Genomic DNA, 15748 nt, shown 5'->3' with positions numbered 1-15748 from the left:
TCTCTATCTAGCAAAAACGTGCTTGGACAAATCAGCAGGATCTGGATGAGGTGCTGCTTCAGCAAATTTAATCGCCTCAGTAATTTCTGTATCTATCTCTTGCTTCATCGCCTCTTTAATCTCATCTGTCCATAATTCGTGCTCATCTATATATTTTTCCAACACAAATAAACCATCTTTCTGTTTTGCTTCTTCTACTTCTTCTCTTGTGCGATAAGCAAGGTCGTCGTCGTCGCTAGAGTGTGGAGTTAATCGATAGGATACCGCTTCAATTAAAGTAGGACCTTCTCCTTTTCTCGCACGTTCTACTGCTTGCTTCATTACTTCATAAACCTCAAATACATCATTGCCATCCACACGAATCCCTGGCATTCCATACCCTTGTCCACGAGCAGCGACATTTTCTCCAGCCAGTTGTTTATTCAATGGCACGGATATGGCGTATAAATTATTCTCAACCAAAAAGACCACTGGTAACTTATGTACACCTGCAAAGTTCAACGCCTCATGCCAATCCCCTTGGTTACTAGATCCTTCTCCGCATGAAGTTAATACAACAGGATTTTCTCCAGTAATTTTCCCTGCATAAGCTACTCCTGCTGCATGAAGAACTTGAGTCGTAACGGGACTGGAACCGGAAAGAATTCGAAATCGACGATCACCAAAGTGATTTGGCATTTGACGGCCTCCGCTATTTGGATCACCTTCTTTTGCAAATGCAGATAACATTTGATCTTTGGCTGTTTGTCCAAATAGTAAAACCATAGCTAGGTCGCGATAGTAGGGACATAACCAATCTTTTTCTCGATCTAAGGCGTAAGCAGTACCTACCTGCGTCGCCTCTTGTCCTTGGCAGGAAACGACAAAAGGAATTTTCCCTGCTCGATTTAATAGCCACATTTTCTCGTCTACTTTTCTAGATAACAACATATATCGATACATTTCTAATACTTGTTCATTTGTTAATCCTAATTGTTCATGTCTCAACCATAACCCCTCCTTTTTATTTAAAATGATTTTGCCGCTTCGCCAAATACCTCAGAAAAGGTTGGATGAGGAAAAATAACCTGTCCTATTTCCCAAGGAGAAGCATCCAAAAACTTCGCCAAACTTGCCGTTGAAATCAGCTCTGTTGCTTGAACTCCAATCAAATGTACCCCAAGCAAATCTTGTGATTTCTTATCTCCAACTATTTTGATAAAACCTTGTGTATTACCATAAACAAGAGGCTTACCCAGGTAACGCAAAGGATATTTACTCGTAACAACCTCATACCCTTGATCTTTCGCAGCTTGTTCGCTCAATCCAATGCTCGCTACTTCTGGTCGACTATATGTACATCTAGGTACTTGGCTAGGGTTAAGTAACTCGATTTTCTCCCCTAACATATGGTTCACTGCCAATATTCCTTCACGGGATGCTACATGAGCTAGTTGATATCCTCCGATTACATCTCCTATCGCATAAACATGCGCTTCCTCTGTCTGATAGGAATCATTCACTTGTATAATCCCACGATCAACTTGAATATTGGTATTATCCAACCCTAAATCCTCTATATTGGCGTCTCTTCCTACAGAAACTAGTACTCGATTAATGGTGATGGTATGTTCTGTAGCTGAATCATGATGCAAAATAGTTAAGGTCACTTGCCCCTCATCCATGTGCACACTATGCTCTTCAACTTTAGAATCAGTCCATATCGTTACATTTCTCTCTTCCAATACGCGCTTCATCTCTCTACTTATTTCTTCATCTTCCAGTGGTAAGATCCGATCCGCATATTCCACTAGTATTACTTGCACACCCATATCGCTCAACATGGATGCCCACTCGACACCAATAGCTCCTCCTCCAACAATCAACATCGAAGCAGGCAATTCTTTTAACTCAAGCGCATCATCCGAAGTAAGAATATGCTCATGATCAACTTCTAAACCTTGCAACTGTCGTGGACGCGACCCAGTAGCAAGCAGCACAAATTTAGGAACAAGCATTTCTGCCTCTCCTTCTTGTTTTTCTACCGCTATTGCACCACCAGCTAATGGAGAGAAGATAGAAGGACCCATTAATCTGCCAGTACCATGATATACATCAACTTTGTGTCCACGCAACAAATTATTTACACCTCGATATAAATTGGCTACTACTTCTTCTTTTCTTTTTTGTACCAATTCCATATCAAGCCTTACATGAGATGCTTCTATACCGTATGATGTGCTTTCTTTCATCGCTTGGTACATCTCTGCACTCTTTAGCAATGATTTACTCGGAATACAACCTTTATGAAGGCAGATTCCACCTACTTTATCCTTTTCTACTACAGCTACTTTCATCCCTTTTTCGGCAGCATGTGCAGCAGCTACATAGCCTCCAGGACCTCCACCTACTACTACCAAGTCATAATGTTGTGTCATGCACCCACTTCTTTCTGTATTTCAAAGTTTCTGAAGAAAAATGATTTCGCTGACCTTTGAAGGCAGCATCAACCTTGATCTAACTTATGTATAGAAGACAGCTCAGCTATACAGTTTCCTTTATCGTAAAACAAATTAACCTAACAAGCCCAATCCTTATAAGAGGCTGGGCTTGTTTTATTGTAAAAACTACTTTGTGCTTTTTTCTAAATTCAATGCATGCCTCGCATTTCGATTAAAACGACTGCGTACATGTTTCATTTTGGCAATTCGGTCTTCTGCGAGATGATCTGCTGCCAAATGCGTAGTAAGCCCTTCTCGTTTGGAAATAGCAAATATATCTAACACTGTATCATAAATATCTGCTACTTTTTGCATCACACGTTCTTCATTGTACCCAGTAAGTTCATCTGCAACATGAATGACGCCGCCCGCATTGATCACATAATCTGGGACATATAAAATACCCTTCTGTTGTAATAATTCTCCATGCCGAGTCTCATGCAATTGATTATTTGCTGCCCCTGCCACTATTTTGCATTTCAATCGATCTATCGTTTTATCGTTGATCACTGCACCCAATGCACAAGGAGCATAAATATCGCATTCCACATCATATATTTCATCTGGAGAAACAGAAGATGCCCCATATTCTACGATTGCTCTAGCTACTTGTTCTTCATGAATATCTGTTACGATCAAGTTTGCACCTTCTTCCGCCAAATAACCTAATAGGCGAAAGGCTACATTCCCAACTCCTTGTACTGCAATAGTACGACCTTTTAGAGAAGAACTGCCAAAAGCTTCTTGCGCTGCAGCTCGTATACCTTGATAAACCCCAAAAGCAGTAGCTGGTGATGGATTACCAGCTGATCCAGATGCGGAAGAATAGCCAGTAACATAACTGGTTTCTAAGTGAATCAATTCCATGTCACTTTCTGTTGTCCCTACATCCTCTGCTGTTATATACCGTCCATTTAAACCTTCTACATAGCGGCCGAACATACGAAAAAGAGCCTCACTTTTATCTTTCCGTGAATCCCCAATAATTACAGCTTTTCCTCCGCCGACGTTTAGCCCAGCGACGGCATTTTTGTATGTCATTCCTTTAGCAAGTCGCAACACATCTACGATTGCTTCTTCATCTGATGGATAGTTCCACATTCTTAGACCGCCTAGTGCAGGACCTAAGGTTGTGTCATGGATACAAATAATTGCTTTTAAACCTGAAATCTCATCTTGGCAAAATACCAATTGCTCATAGTTACTCTCTTGTAATCGATCAAACAATTTCATGGGAATCCCCTTTATTTCCTACGATTTAAATTTGCTGCTTGGACAACTGCTAATGCGATAGAATAAAGTTTTGCTTCTGCCGAGTCTGCACGTGATGTTAACACAACAGGAGCTTTGGCACCAAGTACAAGTGCACCAATTTTAGCTTTCGCAAAATAAACCATCGACTTGTACAAAATGTTACCTGCTTCTATATCAGGAACCAACAACACATCAGCTCTGCCTGCAACAGGGCTATCGATTCCTTTGTGGACGGCAGCTTCCACTGAAACAGCGTTGTCCAACGCAAAAGGTCCGTCGATAACAGCGCCTTTGAGTTGCTTTCGACGATTCATTTGCGCCAAAGCAGCAGCATCTAACGTTGCCTGCATATTAGGGTTAACCACCTCAACTGCTCCAAGAACAGCAATGTTTGGTTCCTCACAGCCCAGTGCATGGCAAAGTTCAACGATATTCTCGACAATCTGAGCTTTCTCTGGAAGTGTTGGAACTACATTTAAAGCAGGATCTGTCACATGGATGAGTCGATCATAACCAGGCACTTCAAATGTCGCTACGTGACTGAGCACTTTCCCACTTCGCAATCCTTTTTCCTTATGTAAAATTGCTCTTAGGAAATCAGCAGTTTGTACCATACCTTTCATCACAACATCTGCTTTTCCCTCTCTCACAGCTAATACTGCACCGCTGCACGCCTCTTGCACGGTTGGGGTATCAATAATAACTTCTGTAGCAGTAAGCGAAAGACCTATTTCCGCACTAATCCGCTCAATTTCTGCTTTTTTCCCATAGAGCTCAAACTGTGCAATTCCGTGTTTTTTGGCATCTAATACTGCTTCTAAGACTTCCTGATCATCAGCAGCTGCTACTGCTACTGTTACGGGCGGAAGCGCTTCTGCTTGTGAAAGTACTTCTTGAAAAGTAGCCAGCTTACCCAAAACCATTCCTCTTTTCTCCAATTGATTGCTACTCATAGCGTTCGCGAAAAGGGTTTTTTAGATACGTCATCCCTCTTGAAACAAGAGAATTGTTACATCTTGTAAACGATTATGTATCGAAAATAGAACACTCCTATCATACCACACAGGTGGATATTGTGCCGGAATTGAAGTAAAATGATACCGTGATTATAGGAAGGTGACAAACATGCAAAATCAAGTGTTACAGAGACTTATAGCCATTGTTCTCATGTGTATCCCAGGTGCACTCAGTGTATATGGATGGACACTCATGCGAGATATTCTTTTCTCCACTGCGGCAGGAGAAACATTTCCCATTTTAACATTTATTATTGGTCTCATCCTCTTTTTACTCGGATTGTTTATTGTTGGTGGGTTTATTTTTCACCGTGACAAAAAGCGTAACAAAATCCAACCGAAGCTGCTAAAGAAAACAGATAAATATAAAAAAGAAAAACATGCTTTCTTAGATAAAGTATAAAGATCCTTTTTTAAAAAGGATCTTTTTTATGCATGCTTGATACACTTCTGGCATATTTTCCTATTGGGAGGGATTCAAGATATGTCCAGTTACCAAGAGTGGTATCAAAAATGGTTAAAAGAACCTATATTAGAAACAATTCGTTTTCATCAAAACTGGTTATTGCAAGACCCATATGAACTTGACAATAGTTCCCATCAAATATTGAAAAAAAGACTAAAGAAATTAGAAGCTGAAGTTAATTCTTCCACCCCTGATCCAAATAGTTATTATCAATATCTGAAGAAGTTAGTCGATATCGAGAAAGAATACGCTTCTATTCAAGAAGAGAACTTCGCCCCTTTCTATACAAATGCCTATCTGAGTGATGAAGAGACAAGCGAAACTCATGTCTATGATCCAGTCCCTATTGGGCAGCACAAATTACCTCCACTCCCTTATGCTTACAATGCCTTGGAACCATATATCGATGAGCAGACGATGTATATTCATCACGACGAACACCATAAAAAATATGTCGAAGATCTGAACAAAGCAGAAAAAATGTTAGAAAAAGCAAGAGTTACCAATCAATATGACCTTGTAAAGCATTGGGAAAGAGAACTTGCCTTTAATGGTGCTGGACACTATTTACATACCTTATTTTGGGAAGTTATGAGTCCAAATGGAGGTGGCGAACCAAGCGGTTCTTTAAAAAGAGATATATGTCGTGATTTTGGCAGCTTTCATCAATTTAAAAAGCATTTTTCACAGGCAGCTGAAAAAGTGGAAGGCGGAGGGTGGGCAATCCTTGTCTATAGTCCTCGTTCCCAGCGATTAGAAATATTACAAGCAGAAAAACATCAAAACCTTTCCCAATGGGATGTGATTCCGCTTTTGCCTTTAGACGTATGGGAGCATGCTTATTATTTGAAGTATCCTAACAAACGCAAAGAATATATTAAAAATTGGTGGAATGTCGTATATTGGCCCGCAGTAGAAAAGCGCTATCGCAAAGCAAAAAAACTGGCATGGACACCTTATTAGAATCTGGTGATATATAATAAAAACAAATAGAAATCGTGGAAATATTTACATCATATATGTATAAAAATATACCCTACTATTTGTTCTCGTATAAAAGGGGGTAGAGAATGGATGAGCAAAAAAAGAAGAACAAGAGAGAAAGAAAACCAACGTGCAGCTAAAGGACGTTTTACGAACAAAGCAAATATTTATTACAAAGATGTAGTTGCACCATTAGAGAGAGCATATAAACGAGCTCTTATCGGGGAACAATACAATGAAGCTGGTAAAATTTTTTTGAAGATTCGGGAAGCAAAGCAGTCACATCGACACCTACTTATGCGAAAAGAGTTCGCGAGAATAAGATGAAATATATGCTGGCGGCCGGTCCATTCCTTTCAGGAACGAACCGGCCGTTTTCTTGGGATTTAACCCATTATTCTATCTAACTTACACTGCGGTCAGCTCGGACTTCTTATCCCGCGGAGGAAGAAGAACTTCCATCGGAATCCTCTGCTTGGGGCCGAAAGCAAGACCAGCACTGATCAGTCCACCGCCAGTCGCCCAGATAAGCTCCCGGAGGAACAGATGCCCCCGAACGCCTTCCAGATGATGCCGGTAAGTGTTATACAGATTGCCCATCGAGGTCATAGAGATGACTCCACGCCTCGCTGACATAGACTCGACCTTGCTACCAATCGCCTCGCTGTCATCCAGACCGAGCTTATGAGAAGCCCACCGCATAACCGGGTTGTTGAAGAAGATGATGTCCCACAGCAGAAAGAAGAGAATACTGCTACTCACCTCATCCCGAGTAAGAACCGACTCATACTTCTTCAGCGCCTGCGAATCCTCCAGATGAGGTGCATAGCCCTTCTGCCTGTTGTAACCCAGCAGATAAGGAGCATCCAGGAACAGCATCTGCTGAATCTCCGGACTGAGCTGCTTCTTCATCTTGTTCAGCTGACGACGGTAAAGCCACCGGGTGAACCGCTCAATGCGCTTCTTCTTATCCCGGTCCTTCTTGGAAATGCTCTTCTTTGCGTGCACCTTACGCACAAGTGAATCAACCATCGCCGCCAGCGCAGCTGCCCAGTCATCCAGATGCATAAAGCACCCGGCCTTACTGTCGATCTCATGAAGCAGCGGATACTCATGCTTCGTCGTATCCATCTTCGAGAAATCTCGCTTAGCATGCTCTCCAAAGAATGCCAGCATGAAGAATGGACCAGTCTCATCCACTGTGGCAAGGCCACAGTCGCTACGGATAGCGTTAAGGATAGACTTGAAATGAGGAAGCTTTGAAAAGATATCCTCATGACGACCGATGTAATCGAGCATCATATCCCGACTGAGATGACTCATCCCTTCAAAAAGGGAGGTGACAACCTGAAGAGCCTCTTCGTACTCATACCTCTTGGCACTGGTGAAATTGTGATGACGCTTGCTTACATCCATCGCCAGATCGATGATGTCATGACCGCTGAAAGTAGGATTGACCTCCTTCAGTGCCTCGACGAAGCGAAGCCAAGCTTCCTCACAAAGCTCCGGACCAGGCTGAACAACACCAGGAACACCCATGGTAAACCTTTCTCTATATATGGGTCGATCACGATATATGACCAAGTTGGTCTTACACACATTATAGTGTAAACCTATACTCACAATCAAATTCCTTTTCGTTTTATTTACAAAAATTTAAAAAACCCCTTTAAAATGAAAGGGGATACATTTTCAAATATTAGCATTTTATTTTGCATTTTTATGCCGTTTTGTGCTCAATCCTTAGTTTATCTGCAACCATCGCGATAAATTCGCTATTGGTAGGTTTAGCTTTGGCAACATTGATGTATAACCAAATAAATTTTTAATGGAATCCATATCCCCCTGCTCCAAGCGACTTCAATTGCACATGACGAATGGCTCTAACGTGATTAAAGCGATAAAACTATATTCAACATTTATAGCCTCTTATATTTAGTTGTTATTCTTTCGTTAATTCTTACAATAGTCAGATAGGATAGTCAAATCTACAGTTTTAACAAATCATTTATGATTGATTTTTTAAAAGTCTTATATTCTCTCCTCCTTCTTGTAAGAGTTGCTTTGCTTATGCCCGTCATCTTCTCAACCTCTGTATATGAATAACTGTTTAGGAGTTCCATAGCATGGCTTATTTGTGCTTTACTTTGCTTGCGTGGTTTTCCTTCCTTGAAATCTGGTCTTTGTTTTGCTGCTTTTCCTTCCCGAGTTCTTTCTATAATTAAGTTCCTTTCCATCTCTGCAACAGCTAACATTGTTTGAAGAAAGAATCTGCCCATAGTAGTATTTTCTAGTAGATCAACATTTAAAACATGCACCTTAACTCCTTTAGTAAATAATTCTTCAACGATTTCTATTCCTTCTCTTACGTTACAGTCCAATCTATCAAGTTTCATTACAACAAGAGTATCACCGCTTTGTAATATAGTATTATTTAGGATTATTAGAAAATTTCTCTTCACCTCTTAGAGTTTACACTTTTCTGACAATAAATAGGTGATTTATACATAATATATAATAAAATATGACTTTCCTAATAGAAGAAGGTTGTCATTTATGGCACAAGCGGCACAAATGGCAGTTCAATGGATTATATCTCCATTCTAATAAAATCAATAATAAACAAAACCCTTTATTTATAAGGGTTTTTGTTTTAATGCTTACAAGTACACGAATAATATCGTTTTGTCGTATCCTGTTATTTGAACTTTAAAAAATCAATCTAAAATTATACAAAATTTAGTTTATTTATTGATGGTATTTATGATAAGAATGAATTGCATATTGACCCTATATAATGATGGTTATTTGTGATTTTTCCATTCTAATTATATGCACAATCATGTAATTGATACATATACAGAGTATTCTATACTTTTTAAGTAGATTAGAATTTAACATATTCTGCATTTGATGTGTTTTTCATATATGTGTAAGTGCTCCTTAGCTGGCTAAGGAATCCCGTTAACCATCAAGCATACCTTCGACCATATCACTCTTTTATTTTTAGACCTAAGGTGTTATAATTTAAAATCTTATGTATTAACGTGTTGGCTAGAGGTTTTGTCTCTTAGTCGGCTTTTTTATTTGTGTTGATGGTTTAATTAAAGGTTCAAAAAATCGATAAGAGAATACTTTTGGTATTCCTATCTTATCTCTTCGTTCGTAAAATCTAAGTACGCCCTCTGCCTTACTTCTGCACTACTGTGTCCCAAAATACGAGATAAACTAATCCAGTCTCCATTGTTGAGCAGATAATACTTTGCAAAGTTATTTCTCAACTGGTGAGGATGAATCAAAACCCTTACTTTATCTCCATCATTTTCAAAGTCTTATCATAGTTCCTAACTTGGAGAGCTGTTCCCCTTATTGTCGCGAACAAATGGACAGTATCTGAATACCTATCCCTGTACAATAGCCAGCTTTTTTAATGTCTTCATGTCTTAATGGAGAAATAGACATAACGTTGTATTTTTTTCTTTGGGTTCTGTATTAAGATTGCCTTATGCTTAAAATCAATGTCTCCAGGCTTCAGGTCCAAACATTCTCCCACCTCATTCCCGTATCCAATTACAATCGTGTGATTATCCAATCTCGAAAACCTAAAGTAGTAGTATCAAAAGCTCTTAAAACTTTGTCGATATCCAATCGACTAAGTAACGTTTTTATCTTTCGTTTGGGCTTGATGTTCTCAATCTTCCTTGCAATATCAATAGCTATTTCGCTTTCTTAATACATGAAATTAAGGAAACACTTTGATATTTCGTAGCAATTGTTGTATCACTAATTGGTTTATTGTAATCGTGTCTCTGGATGACTAACCTGTCCTGTTTTAACATAGTCATAACTGTGCATTTCCACGTCATGTAGATATTTGATGTAGTGCCGAACGTGGGCTGGGGTGAGCTTTTTTACTTTGGTAAAATCAAATTCACGATTTAGATTAATACCAAAGAGCTTTAATGTCTGTTCGTAACTAGCTAGAGTCTTTCTTGAAAGATTTTTAGCAGAACAGTAGAGGATAATATTATCTATATGGAAGCTAAAATTGCCCAAAATAAATTACACCAACCTTTTTAGCGGATATTCCAGTAAAGGTTGGTGTATAGTTAAACCGCTTTCATATATTCGTTGGCAGCAATAGGATATTAGTTGGTATACTTGCGCTAATATTCTAATAATGCTTCTTGCCAAAAATCACGTTATCACTCAGTTAAGCCATCTTATGTTCAATCCTTAGTTTATCTGCAACCATCGCGATAAATTCGCTATTGGTAGGCTTAGCTTTGGCAACATTGATCGTATAACCAAATAAATTTTTAATCGAATCCATGTTACCTCTGCTCCAAGCAACTTCGATAGCATGGCGTATGGCTCTTTCAACACGACTAGGAGTGGTATTAAACTTCTTTGCAATCCGAGGGTACAATGTTTTGGTAATCGCACCTAGTAAGTCCACTTCATTGTATACCATCGTAATAGCTTCTCTCAGATATAAATATCCTTTTATATGTGCAGGTACTCCAATTTCATGAATGACAGTTGTGATATTGGCATCCAAGTTTCCCAATCGAGATGGAACAGGGATCGTAGTACGTACCCGAGCTGTAGTTGGAGAAGCTTGTCCGGTCATTTGACGAATCCGTTCTGTTAAAACATCCATGTCAAATGGTTTTAAAATATAATAAGAAGCTCCTAATTCAACTGCACGCTGGGTAATATTTTCTTGACCAAATGCAGTTAGCATGACAATCTTTGGTTGTGGTTGGAGGTTCATTTCTTGCAGTTGTTCCAAAACACCCAATCCGTCCAAATGGGGCATAATGATGTCTAATACCAATACATCAGGTACTTGTTCCTTTAGTAATTCCAGTACCTCTCCACCATTGTGAGCTGCACCAAGCACTTCCATGTCTTCTTGACTGTTAAAATGATCTTTTAATATTTGCGTAAATTCCCGATTGTCATCGGCAATAATCAACTGAATCATATTTCTTTCCCCCTTATCCGCCAAAACTGTTACATTACAGTTTCGACAAATGAATTCTTCTTTCCTTCTTCCTATAATTACCATAAAAAACTTACCCATTTTCGAACGTATCAGTAAACAAGAGCTGCATTTATGTAATAAATAATTATCTATGCTTTCTTGCATACTAAAGAAAAAAGCGGCACCTGTTAAGGTATCCGCAATGTTCTGTATTCCCGCATCCTTTAGCATCCATTCAATAAAAGTTCCATAACCTGCAGAAGGATCATTTATAAATACATGTGTCACCGCACCTATAATTTTACCATTTTGTATAATCGGACTTCCACTCATCCCTTGCACAATTCCCCCGGTAAGGCTTAAGAGTCGTGGATCTGTCACTTTTATAATCAATCCTTTTGTTGAAGCAGAACGTTGTTTATTTACACTTACGATTTGTATTTTGAATGATTCTACCTTTTGACCATTTACCACCGTTAGTATATTCGCTGGACCTTCTTTTACTTCCTCTTGTAAGCCGACAGGTATAGGCGAATTATATATCCCTTTATTTGGTAATTGGTTCATTCGACCAAAAATACCAAATGGAGTATTTCGAACAATATTACCTAAGATTTGATCTTCATCTGTAAAAATAGCTCGCTTTTCGCCTGGTTCACCAGATGATCCTTTTTGAATAGATGTCACATGTGAACGAAGAACTTTCCCATGTCCCACTGCGATAGGCAGTCCTGTGTCCACATCTGAGATAATATGTCCCAGTGCTCCATACTTATGCTCTACTGGCTCGAGGAAAGTTAATGTACCAACACCGGCTGCAGTATCACGGACATACATCCCCATTCGATACATCTGTTCCTTTTGATCCTTTACTGGTTTTAACGTGATCCGTAGCCGTTTGTTGTCTCGGAGAATAGTAAAATGAAGCTTTTTGTTTGCTTTTCCTGCTTCCATTGCAAGTAAACCAATCATTTTGACACTAGTAGCAGGTTGCCCATTTACGGTAAGGATCGTATCTCCCACCTGAATCCCTGCTTTTTCTGCCGGGGAAACAGCACCTGATGAAGTATGGATCAAATTATGTCCAACGACCATAACTCCTTTGGATTTTAATTTAATCCCAATTGATTGGCCTCCTGGGATAACTTTCACAGGGGGGACGACTTTCACAGTTGCTCGTTTGATGGGTATATGTCCAATGTTAAGGGTAGCATAATGAGTACCGTCTCCATTGGTACTATAATGAACAGGCAAATGTGTTGGTTTTGTTAATAGTTCCCCATTAACCATGCGAACAATGTTAGGAAAAGCCAAGAATTCCTGCCAAGTTGGTGATAGACTAACTACTGCAAGGAGAAGGACTAAGATGAGACCTATACTTCTCTTCAACCGATTTTGCTGCACAATACCACTCTCCTGCGAGTTCTACCTATTCCTTCGCGTTTGAGATGGCTGTGACATTAATTTACCCGTGAACGAGATCACTTATAAGTTACAAATGCTTCCTTCCTAAGAATACAGTTTGGAACATTTCCTGTTATTGTTTTGCTTTTACTTTATTTGCAAGAAACAGCATTTCGGCTGCATGTTGTTTCGTTCTTGCTGTTAACTCTGCACCGCCGAGCATTCGAGATAACTCCATGATTCTGCCAGCTTTATCTAAAACAATTACACCTGAGCTTGTCTTTTCTTCGGTAATTTCTTTTGATACATATAGATGAACATCAGCCATACATGCTACTTGTGGCAAGTGAGTAACACATAAAACTTGATTATTTTCTGCCAATGTAGCAATTTTTTCTGCGATTGCTTGCGCAGCTCGACCACTAACTCCTGTATCGACTTCATCAAATATAAGGGTATTCACTTGATCACGTCCACTAAAAATGCATTTAAGAGCCAGCATGATTCGTGAAAGTTCCCCACCAGATGCAATTTTTGCTAACGATCGCAGGGGTTCACCAGGACCTGGTGAGAGTTGAAATTCTACATGATCCAGCCCATACGCTGTAAAAGTTTCTTTCTGGTATTGATTTGGATAAAAAGAAACATGAAATACACTAGAGCCCATCATTAAATCGGAAAGTTGAGCTTCGACTTGCACTTCCAATAGAGAAGCAGCTTGTTTTCTCAGACTTGTCAACTCATTTGCTGTTGTTCGCATTTGGTCTCGAATTTTATCTTGTTCGATGTATAAATGATCTTTGTTTTCCTCTACATTTAACAACTGTTCTAATTCTTCTTCTGCTTTTCTCTGGAAATCTAATATTTCTGCTGTTGTTTCCCCATACTTACGCTGTAATTGGCGGATCATATGCAGCCGATCTTGTACCTCATATAGTCTTTCTGGAGAAAAATCCAAGCTGTCCTGATAAATGTCCAAATCTCTAGCAGCTTCCTCCAACTGAAATGTGGCAGCTTCCATATTTTCTAAAGTATTTTGGATAATTTGATCAAGGTCTTCTACTTCTTGTAAGTAAGCAACAGCTCTCCTCAACTGGGCGATTCCGCCACCTTCCCCAGACATAAGCTGATAAGCATTGGAAACTCGAGAGATCAATTTTTCTCCACCTGCAAGGCGTTTCTCCTCTTCCAACAGGGTTTCTTCTTCCCCTGCTACCAAGCGAGCATCTTTAATTTCGGCAACTTGAAATTGCAACATATCAATTCGTCTTTCCATTTCTTGCTGATCAAGATCTAGTTGGGTGATGGATTTTGTTATTTCCTGATATTGTTGATATAGCTGTTGATATTCATTTCGTTTATGTATAAGATCTTTTCCACCAAACTGATCCAACCACGCGAGATGTTCCTCCACCTGTAACAACCCTGTATGCTCGTGTTGACCATGAATTTGAATCAAATTACTTCCTAATTGTTTTAACATTGCTAATGTGATCATCCGACCATTGACACGACAAGTACTTTTCCCACTAACTGCAATTTCTCTGCGAATAAGAAGATATTCATCTTCCATATCAATATCCCATTCACTTAGTAAACGGATTGCAGGATGATCTTTAGGGAAATCAAAACTAGCCTCGATCACTGCTTTTTGAGAGCCATGTCGAACAAAATCACTGGAAGCCCTGCCTCCAATGACCAGCCCGAGTGCGTCAATTAAGATGGATTTCCCTGCCCCTGTTTCCCCTGTTAGCACATGAAAACCCTGATCAAAAGTCAGATTGATGTTTTCTACAATGGCAAATTGATGAATGGACAGTTCTTTTAGCATCACACATCTTCCCCTACAACATGTCTAAGAACCGCTGAACAATTTCTTTTGCTACTGATTTGGAACGACATATGATAAGAATCGTATCATCTCCTGCAATCGTTCCAAGTATTTCATCCCAATCCAAATTATCGAGCAATGCTGCTACTGCATGTGCGTTCCCAGGCAATGTATTCATCACTACAAGATTTTCAGCAAAATCCACACCAACAAAAGATTCTTGTAACAATCGTTTTAATTTTTGTAATGGATTAAAACGACGGTCAGCAGGCAGAGAATATTTATATTCTCCGTTACTAAGTGGAACTTTTACCAAATGTAATTCTTTAATATCTCGTGAGATAGTTGCTTGCGTTACGTTGTACCCAGCAAGCTTTAATTCTGCTACTAAATCGTCTTGTGTCTCTATATCTTTATTAGCAATTATCTCCCTAATTCGAATGTGACGTTGTGCTTTCATAAAAATCGCTCCTATTGCTCTTGCAATTTTTTGCGGATCACTTCAAAGAAAGAACGCTCTTTCCACTTGATTAGATGGGTGGAACAAGGCGAATGTTTAACTCGGACAATGTCTCCTCTCTCGAGTGTGAAGCCTTCTTGTCCATCAATGGTAACCCCAATTTCATTGTGATTGGCAGCAACTTCAATTTCTAAAGTACCATTTGCGGGTAATACCATTGGGCGAGAAGCCAATGTATGAGGGCAAATGGGCGTAAGTAAGATACATTCTAACCCTGGCCATACAATTGGACCACCACAAGACAAAGAATATGCGGTTGAGCCTGTGGGAGTAGAAATAATGACACCATCTCCAGAGTACGTACCTATATAAGTTTCATCCATTTTCACTGTACAGGTAATCATACGGCTAAATGATCCTTTTGCGATGCCAATGTCATTTAAAGAGATTCCCCTTTTTACAACCTCATCTTGGCGAATCACTTCTGCTTCTAGCATCAACCTTTTCTCGACACAATACTCTCCTGCTAATATACGATCGACAGAAGCGGAGAGGTCTTCTGGTTCTGCTTCTGATAAAAATCCGAGATATCCTAAATTGATTCCTAAAATGGGAATTCGAGATCCTGCTAACTTTCTTGCTACTCCTAACAGTGTACCATCTCCACCAAGCACAAATGTACAGTCTACATGAATGGGAAAATCGTCCAGTGATATTCCTTTGCTTTCTTGACCGATGACGCTGGCTAAATCTAAATCCAGACGAACGCTCGCACCTTTGTATTCGATCAAATCAATTAATTTTTTTGCAACTGATATTGCAGTTGGCTTTGTTTGATTAGCCATGATGCCTATTGTTCTCAT

The 15748-nt window shown here is 39.5% G+C and carries 14 protein-coding genes and 1 pseudogene; 3 read left to right on the top strand and 12 right to left on the bottom strand.

The annotated features are described in order from the left end of the window. Nucleotides 1-3: 3 nt before the first annotated feature. From GSM42_RS19150 to yqiS, 4 genes are all read right to left on the bottom strand, one after another. Nucleotides 4-942, bottom strand: coding sequence for a thiamine pyrophosphate-dependent dehydrogenase E1 component subunit alpha (locus GSM42_RS19150; RefSeq protein ID WP_160803175.1), 939 nt, complete (start codon nucleotides 940-942; stop codon nucleotides 4-6). Nucleotides 943-1007: 65 nt separating this feature from the next. Beyond that, entirely contained in the window at nucleotides 1008-2417 is a 1410-nt protein-coding gene (lpdA, locus tag GSM42_RS19145) for a dihydrolipoyl dehydrogenase (protein WP_160803152.1), read from the bottom strand. A gap of 189 nt (nucleotides 2418-2606) precedes the next feature. After that, nucleotides 2607-3713, bottom strand: a complete 1107-nt coding sequence (locus GSM42_RS19140) for a Glu/Leu/Phe/Val family dehydrogenase (protein ID WP_160803151.1) — start codon at nucleotides 3711-3713, stop codon at nucleotides 2607-2609. 11 nt (nucleotides 3714-3724) lie between these two features. Further along, the gene (yqiS, locus tag GSM42_RS19135; RefSeq protein ID WP_275402179.1) at nucleotides 3725-4651 is read right to left on the bottom strand and encodes a phosphate butyryltransferase; all 927 of its coding nucleotides are present in this window, start codon (nucleotides 4649-4651) and stop codon (nucleotides 3725-3727) included. A 208-nt stretch (nucleotides 4652-4859) separates the two neighbouring features. Between yqiS and GSM42_RS19130 the strand changes: the two genes are divergently transcribed. The 3 genes from GSM42_RS19130 to GSM42_RS19120 all read left to right on the top strand — a co-directional run bounded on the left by GSM42_RS19130 (nucleotide 4860) and on the right by GSM42_RS19120 (nucleotide 6527). Further along, nucleotides 4860-5153: a DUF2627 family protein gene (locus GSM42_RS19130; RefSeq protein ID WP_160803149.1), complete on the top strand. Its 294-nt coding sequence runs from the start codon at nucleotides 4860-4862 to the stop codon at nucleotides 5151-5153. A gap of 81 nt (nucleotides 5154-5234) precedes the next feature. After that, entirely contained in the window at nucleotides 5235-6179 is a 945-nt protein-coding gene (locus GSM42_RS19125; protein WP_160803148.1) for a superoxide dismutase, read from the top strand. Nucleotides 6180-6290: 111 nt separating this feature from the next. Then, nucleotides 6291-6527 (top strand): hypothetical protein, encoded by a 237-nt coding sequence (locus GSM42_RS19120; protein WP_160803147.1) that lies wholly within the window; start codon nucleotides 6291-6293, stop codon nucleotides 6525-6527. Between the two features lie 81 nt (nucleotides 6528-6608). On the opposite strand, the gene GSM42_RS19115 is transcribed toward GSM42_RS19120, so the two are convergent. The 8 genes and pseudogenes from GSM42_RS19115 to GSM42_RS19075 all read right to left on the bottom strand — a co-directional run bounded on the left by GSM42_RS19115 (nucleotide 6609) and on the right by GSM42_RS19075 (nucleotide 15748). Then, nucleotides 6609-7739: a hypothetical protein gene (locus GSM42_RS19115; RefSeq protein ID WP_160803146.1), complete on the bottom strand. Its 1131-nt coding sequence runs from the start codon at nucleotides 7737-7739 to the stop codon at nucleotides 6609-6611. A 181-nt stretch (nucleotides 7740-7920) separates the two neighbouring features. Beyond that, nucleotides 7921-8085: pseudogene (locus GSM42_RS20865) on the bottom strand (sporulation initiation factor Spo0A C-terminal domain-containing protein); the annotation flags it as partial. Between the two features lie 103 nt (nucleotides 8086-8188). Continuing rightward, the gene (locus GSM42_RS19105; RefSeq protein ID WP_338055341.1) at nucleotides 8189-8662 is read right to left on the bottom strand and encodes a recombinase family protein; all 474 of its coding nucleotides are present in this window, start codon (nucleotides 8660-8662) and stop codon (nucleotides 8189-8191) included. Nucleotides 8663-9992: 1330 nt separating this feature from the next. Next, complete coding sequence (locus GSM42_RS20860; RefSeq protein ID WP_237446711.1) at nucleotides 9993-10256, bottom strand: site-specific integrase; 264 nt, start codon at nucleotides 10254-10256, stop codon at nucleotides 9993-9995. A gap of 157 nt (nucleotides 10257-10413) precedes the next feature. Beyond that, on the bottom strand, nucleotides 10414-12594 hold the full coding sequence (gene spoIVB / locus GSM42_RS20855) for a SpoIVB peptidase (protein ID WP_338055340.1): 2181 nt from the start codon (nucleotides 12592-12594) through the stop codon (nucleotides 10414-10416). A gap of 133 nt (nucleotides 12595-12727) precedes the next feature. After that, a complete protein-coding gene (recN, locus tag GSM42_RS19085; protein WP_160803145.1) occupies nucleotides 12728-14425 on the bottom strand; it encodes a DNA repair protein RecN in 1698 nt (565 codons plus the stop codon). 13 nt (nucleotides 14426-14438) lie between these two features. After that, complete coding sequence (ahrC, locus tag GSM42_RS19080; protein WP_160803144.1) at nucleotides 14439-14885, bottom strand: transcriptional regulator AhrC/ArgR; 447 nt, start codon at nucleotides 14883-14885, stop codon at nucleotides 14439-14441. Nucleotides 14886-14896: 11 nt separating this feature from the next. Continuing rightward, nucleotides 14897-15748, bottom strand: coding sequence for an NAD(+)/NADH kinase (locus GSM42_RS19075; protein WP_160803143.1), 852 nt, complete (start codon nucleotides 15746-15748; stop codon nucleotides 14897-14899).

It is taken from the genome of Shimazuella alba, from assembly GCF_009831235.1.
Taxonomy (GTDB): domain Bacteria; phylum Bacillota; class Bacilli; order Thermoactinomycetales; family Thermoactinomycetaceae; genus Shimazuella; species Shimazuella alba.
This window is presented reverse-complemented; position numbering and strand designations above follow the sequence as displayed.

Bases quoted from the DNA above. Each gene is read 5' to 3' on its own strand.
- GSM42_RS19140 (WP_160803151.1), bottom strand. From the start codon at position 3,713: ATGAAATTGTTTGATCGATTACAAGAGAGTAACTATGAGCAATTGGTA.
- lpdA (WP_160803152.1), bottom strand. From the start codon at position 2,417: ATGACACAACATTATGACTTGGTAGTAGTAGGTGGAGGTCCTGGAGGC.
- GSM42_RS19150 (WP_160803175.1), bottom strand. From the start codon at position 942: ATGTATCGATATATGTTGTTATCTAGAAAAGTAGACGAGAAAATGTGG.
- ahrC (WP_160803144.1), bottom strand. From the start codon at position 14,885: ATGAAAGCACAACGTCACATTCGAATTAGGGAGATAATTGCTAATAAA.
- GSM42_RS19130 (WP_160803149.1), top strand. From the start codon at position 4,860: ATGCAAAATCAAGTGTTACAGAGACTTATAGCCATTGTTCTCATGTGT.
- GSM42_RS19125 (WP_160803148.1), top strand. From the start codon at position 5,235: ATGTCCAGTTACCAAGAGTGGTATCAAAAATGGTTAAAAGAACCTATA.
- GSM42_RS19115 (WP_160803146.1), bottom strand. From the start codon at position 7,739: ATGGGTGTTCCTGGTGTTGTTCAGCCTGGTCCGGAGCTTTGTGAGGAA.
- GSM42_RS19075 (WP_160803143.1), bottom strand. From the start codon at position 15,748: ATGAGAACAATAGGCATCATGGCTAATCAAACAAAGCCAACTGCAATA.
- GSM42_RS19120 (WP_160803147.1), top strand. From the start codon at position 6,291: ATGAGCAAAAAAAGAAGAACAAGAGAGAAAGAAAACCAACGTGCAGCT.
- recN (WP_160803145.1), bottom strand. From the start codon at position 14,425: ATGCTAAAAGAACTGTCCATTCATCAATTTGCCATTGTAGAAAACATC.